Annotated in this window: 6 protein-coding genes; 1 reads left to right on the top strand and 5 read right to left on the bottom strand. The window is 71.0% G+C overall.

The window, feature by feature from the left end; translation table 11 throughout:
* A partial coding sequence (locus tag ACFE8Y_RS20895) for an ATPase domain-containing protein (RefSeq protein WP_375466288.1) occupies positions 1-818 on the bottom strand: 818 nt, incomplete at its 3' end.
* Between the two features lie 26 nt (positions 819-844).
* Positions 845-1966: an alanine racemase gene (gene alr, locus ACFE8Y_RS20890; RefSeq protein WP_375466289.1), complete on the bottom strand. Its 1122-nt coding sequence runs from the start codon at positions 1964-1966 to the stop codon at positions 845-847.
* A gap of 194 nt (positions 1967-2160) precedes the next feature.
* On the opposite strand from alr, the gene ACFE8Y_RS20885 reads away from it, so the two are divergent.
* Positions 2161-2481 (top strand): cupin domain-containing protein, encoded by a 321-nt coding sequence (locus tag ACFE8Y_RS20885; protein ID WP_375466287.1) that lies wholly within the window; start codon positions 2161-2163, stop codon positions 2479-2481.
* A gap of 10 nt (positions 2482-2491) precedes the next feature.
* On the opposite strand, the gene ACFE8Y_RS20880 is transcribed toward ACFE8Y_RS20885, so the two are convergent.
* The 3 genes from ACFE8Y_RS20880 to ACFE8Y_RS20870 all read right to left on the bottom strand — a co-directional run.
* Entirely contained in the window at positions 2492-3304 is an 813-nt protein-coding gene (locus tag ACFE8Y_RS20880; RefSeq protein WP_375466286.1) for a DUF29 family protein, read from the bottom strand.
* Between the two features lie 55 nt (positions 3305-3359).
* Positions 3360-3833 carry a DUF29 domain-containing protein gene (locus tag ACFE8Y_RS20875; protein WP_375466285.1) on the bottom strand — a complete coding sequence of 158 codons (474 nt, stop codon included), beginning with the start codon at positions 3831-3833 and terminating at the stop codon, positions 3360-3362.
* Positions 3834-3868: 35 nt separating this feature from the next.
* Positions 3869-4452 (bottom strand): DnaB-like helicase C-terminal domain-containing protein (locus tag ACFE8Y_RS20870; protein WP_375466284.1); only part of this gene is annotated, 584 nt, incomplete at its 5' end.

Genomic DNA, 4452 nt, shown 5'->3' with positions numbered 1-4452 from the left:
GTCATCTCGAACACGCCGATCTCGTCGGTCGGCCCGAAGCGGTTCTTCACCGCGCGCAGGATGCGGAAGTGGTGGCCCTGGTCGCCCTCGAACGAGGCGACCGCGTCGACCATGTGCTCGACGACGCGGGGGCCGGCGATCTGCCCGTCCTTGGTGACGTGGCCGACGAGGATCACCGCCGTGCCGGTGGTCTTGGCGAAACGGATCAGGCTTTGCGCCGACGAGCGCACCTGCGTGACCGTGCCGGGGGCCGATTCGACCGTTTCCGTCCACATGGTCTGGATCGAGTCGATGATCGCGAGCGCCGGGGGACGGCCCTGCGACAGCGTCTCGACGATGTCCTCGACGTTGGTCTCCGCGGCCAGCTCCACCGGGTGGGCGGACAGCCCGAGGCGCTCGGCGCGCAGGCGCACCTGTCCCACCGCCTCCTCGCCCGAGATGTAGGCGACGCGCGCGCCGGTCGCCGCCATCGCCGCCGAGGCCTGCATCAGCAGCGTCGACTTGCCGATGCCGGGATCGCCCCCGATCAGGATCACCGACCCGCGCACGAAGCCGCCGCCGGTGACGCGGTCGAGCTCGGCGATCCCGGACGGCATCCGCGGCGCCTCCTTCGCCTCGCCGGTCAGGCCTTCGAGGGGGAACACCCGCCCGCGGGCGCGGCCCGGCCGGGTCGCGGCCGGGCCCGATTGCGGGCCGGAGCCGCCCGGCGTCTCCTCGACGATCGTGTTCCAGCCGTTGCACGCCTCGCAGCGCCCGCGCCAGCGGTTGTACACCGCGCCGCAGGCTTGGCAGATGAAGGTCTGGTGGAGCTTCGCCATCGTTTTTCCGGGCCGGCCGGTGTGCGTCAGCCCCCGGTATACGTGCGAACGTAACGGGAACCCAGCCCCGTCAGGATCTCGTAGCCGATCGTGCCGGCCGTGCGCCCGACCGTGTCGAGATCCAGCGCGTCGCCGATCAGGACGGCCGCGTCGCCGCGCTTGGCCGCCGGCGCCTCCGTCACGTCGAGGACGATGAGGTCCATCGAGACGAGGCCCAGCATCGGGCAGGGGACGCCGCCGACGAGCGCGTGGCCGCGCCCGCTCGCTGCCCTGGGGTAGCCGTCGGCGTAGCCGAGCGACAGGGTGGCGAGCCGCCTTGGGCCGGGGGCCGTCCAGCGACCGTTGTAGCCGACACGGTCGCCCGCCGCGACGTCGCGCACCTGGAGGATCGCCGCCTCCAGCCGCACCACCGGCCGCATCGGGTTCGGGCCGCCCGGCGTCGGGTTTCCGCCGAACAGGGCGTAGCCCGGCCGCAGCAGGTCGTGATGGGCTCCTGCGCCGAGGAACACGCCGGACGAGTTGGCGAGCGAGGCGGGAATGCCGGGGAACGCGGCGCGGACGCGGGCGAAGTCGGCGATCTGGCGGGCGTTGACCGCCTCGCCGGGCAACTCCGCGCTGACGAGATGGCTCATCACGAGGTCGATCCCGGCCGCCGCGATCCGCGGGTCGCCAGCGAGCGCCAGCGCGTCCGGCACGGACAGCCCGAGGCGGTTCATGCCGGTGTCGACGTGCAGCGCGGCCGGCAGCGCGCCGCGCCCGAACGCCGCCCATTCCGAGAGTTCCTCGGAGGAGCCGAGGACGGGCCGCAGGTTCCGCTCCGCGTAAGTGCCGGCACTGCCGGGCTCCAACCCGTTCAGCACGTAGATCGCGGCCTCCGGCAGCACGAGCCGCGCCGTCTCGGCCTCGGCGAGATGCGCAACGAAGACCGTGCGGCAGCCGGCCCGCCACAAGGCCGAGGCGACGGCGGCGAGGCCGCAGCCGTAGGCGTCGGCCTTCACCACTGCCGCGCAGGCGCCGCCCGGCGCCTGCGCGCGCAGGCGCCGCCAGTTCTCGGTGATCGCACCGAGATCGACGGTGAGGCGGGCGCCGTGGCCCGACCCTGTCCCGGGATCGCCGGGTGCGGCGGGCGCTGTGCTGCCGTGCGGAATGGTCGGGCTCCGAGGCTCTGGTCCATGGTGTCCGGACGCGCGGGGTTCGCGTCACCGGTTGCGCCGATGCAAGTACCGCGTCACGGCCCGGGAGGCACAGGCCCTGCAACGCATGCCCGGTGCTGGCGCTTGCGGGCAGGTCCCGGTACGCCGTCGCGCCGGCCGCGCGTGCGGACTTCCAGAGGAACCATGCGATGGCATTCGCCTGCACGATCCCCGCGACGCCCACCATCCAGCAGGACGATGCGACCGTGCGCATCACGCGCTGGGACTTCGAGCCGGGCGCGGTGACGGGCTGGCACGAGCACGGCTGGCCGTACTTCGTGGTGATGCTGGTCGCCGGCATCCTCCGGGTCCACGACGGCGATGCGGTCGGCGAGACCGCGCTCACCGCGGGGCAGGCCTACAGCCGCCCGGCCGGCATCCGCCACGACGTGATGAACGGCTCCGCGCATCCGATCGCCTTCATCGAGATCGAGGTGAAGCAGCCCGGGGCGCTCGTGACGGCGGGCTGACCCCGGGTGCTCACGGCGCGTCCGGCTCAGGAGGCCAGGAGATCGCCCGGTTCATGATGTCGTCGTAAGGATAGGGGCACTCGGCCGGGAACGCCGCCTCGTCGAGGCCGGTCTCGCCAGCGGCATCGATCCGGGCTCGGCGATACGCGCGTGCGACGCCGTTTGCGAGACGGCGCTTCACGCCGGGATGACGTTCCAAAACCTCTTCGGCGTCCAGGCGACTGTTTCGGATCGAGATCGTCCAGCTTCGCGTGCGCTTCTCGGGCTGATGGTCCCACTTCAGCAGGTGCATCAGCGTGATGCGCAGCGCGCTCTCCAGCCGGCGGTAGATCTCGCTGCCCAAGTCCTCGATCTCCTCGGCGAGGTTCAGCGCGTCGAGACCCGAAAACTGCCCGCGCCGGAGGCGTTGAGCCTGCTCGAAGGCCCAGGCGTAGAGGTCGTGGTCGTAGATGTCGGGTCCGTGACGCGCGCGGGCAGCGGCGGCAAGCCGTTGCGCCAGCGGCTTGGCCTGTGACGATGGCGGCGCCTCCGCGATCCGCGCAGCGAGGTAGGTTTCGGCCGGCGCACCGTCCGGTCCCACGTCGCTGACGCGCGGCAACACCGATTCGAGCGTGATCAGCCTCCCGGCCGCCGCGAGTTCGCCGGCGATCTCGAACACGCCGCGATGCAGGCGCTCGGTCCAGTCCTCGCCGCGCAGGATCGCTGCGATGATCCGGTAGGTGGCCGGCTCGGCCAGGATCAGCCCGACCACGTGCCGCTCGGCCTCGAACACGTCGTTCAAGGTGATGGTCTCAGGCAGCCGGGTTTGGGTTCCGAGGGCCACGCGGCGTCTCCGATCCGTCAGATCCTGGGACAGCCTACCATATCCCCGTTGCTTCTCAGGGCTCGGCCTCGGGCGGCCACGCGAAGGCGCGGTCCATGATCGCGTCGAAGTCGTAGGGGCAGGCCTTCGGGAACGCCGCGTCGTCGAGGCCGGTCTCGCTCCCGGCCTCGACGACGCGGCGATAGGCGCGGGGCAGGAGTTGCGGGACCTGCGATGCGAGGCTCGGGCTGTCCTCGATCTGCTCTGCGACGGCCAGCCTCTGCGTCCGGATCGAGGAGACCCAACTGCGCATCCGGCGCTCCGGCTGATGGTCCCACTTCAGCATGTGGAGCAGAATCACGCGCAGCGCGCTCGTCAGGGCGTGACGTTCCGTGCGGGACACGGCCTCGATCTCATCGGCGAGATGGGCGATGTCGAGCCGCGCCCACGAACCCGCGCGCAGATGATGCGCCTGCTCCAGGGCCCAGGCCGAGACATCGACCTCGTAGGCCGTTCCGGCGAATTTCGCAGCGCGTCTCGGAGCCGCCACGGCCGCTCTCCCTCGGTTGCACGGGCTTCAGCCTGTCACATCCGCTCGGGCATCCGGTCGTCCTGGGCGAGATTGGAAAACCGCGTGATGTTGGCGTCGAACTGCAGTTCCACCGTGCCGGTCGGCCCGTGGCGCTGCTTGCCCAAAATCACCTCGGCCTTGCCGTGGACGCGGTTCATCTCCGCCTCCCAGGCGAAGAACTCCTCGGTGCCCTCGCGGGGCTTCTTGTTGTTGACGTAGTATTCCTCGCGGAACACGAACATCACCACGTCGGCGTCCTGCTCGATCGAGCCGGATTCGCGCAGGTCCGAGAGCTGCGGGCGCTTGTCGTCGCGGTTCTCCACCTGGCGCGAGAGCTGCGACAGGGCGATGATCGGCACGGAGAGTTCCTTGGCCAGCGCCTTCATCCCGGTGGTGATCTCGGTCATCTCCTGCACGCGGTTGTCGCTGCGTTTGCCTGAGCCGGAGAGCAACTGGAGATAGTCGACCACGAGGACGTCGAGGCCCTTCTGACGCTTCAGGCGGCGGGCGCGCGCGGCGAGCTGCGCGATCGAGATGCCGCCGGACTGGTCGATGTAGAACGGGATCGTCTGCATGTCGCGGGCGGCGTCCGTGATCT

The sequence above is a fragment of the uncultured Methylobacterium sp. genome, from assembly GCF_964242245.1.
GTDB lineage: Bacteria > Pseudomonadota > Alphaproteobacteria > Rhizobiales > Beijerinckiaceae > Methylobacterium.
Note: the sequence above shows the minus strand (reverse complement) of the source record. Positions and strands in the feature narration are given on the sequence as shown.